Source organism: Haloferax sp. KTX1 (genome assembly GCF_902410085.1).
Classification (GTDB): domain Archaea; phylum Halobacteriota; class Halobacteria; order Halobacteriales; family Haloferacaceae; genus Haloferax; species Haloferax massiliensis.
Genome location: NZ_CABPRH010000376.1, coordinates 1 through 380, shown reverse-complemented (window position 1 = coordinate 380; position 380 = coordinate 1). Strand labels below are relative to the sequence as shown.

The 380-nt window shown below is 62.4% G+C and carries 1 protein-coding gene; it reads left to right on the top strand.

Going from position 1 to position 380, the window contains the following annotated elements:
• Positions 1-380, top strand: a 380-nt coding sequence (locus tag FY251_RS22280; protein ID WP_222847944.1) for a 6-bladed beta-propeller, incomplete at both ends; no start/stop codon positions are given.

The following is a 380-nucleotide window of genomic DNA, read 5'->3' as shown; positions in this document are numbered from 1 at the left end:
ATACTTCAATGACCGGGTCCAGGTCTTCGGGCTGGATGGCGAGTCGAAGCGACGGATCGGTGAAGCCGGCCAGGGCGAAGGCCAGTTCAATGGGCCGGGCGGCGTAGCAGTGGCGGAGAACGGAAGCCTGTTCGTGGCCGATTTTTACAACCAGCGCGTCCAGAAGCTGAAAGCGGACGGCACCTTTGTCCGGCAGTGGGGGACAACGGGTGAGCCCGGACGGGGCGCCGGCGAATTCATCTACCCGACCGATGTGGCGCTTTCCAGAGACAAAACCCTCTATGTGGCGGATGGCTATGCCAACCGGGTCCAAGCATTCGACGCCAGGGGTGAGTTTGTGCGCAAGTGGGGTGGCCCGTTCGCCATCGGGCTTTATGGTC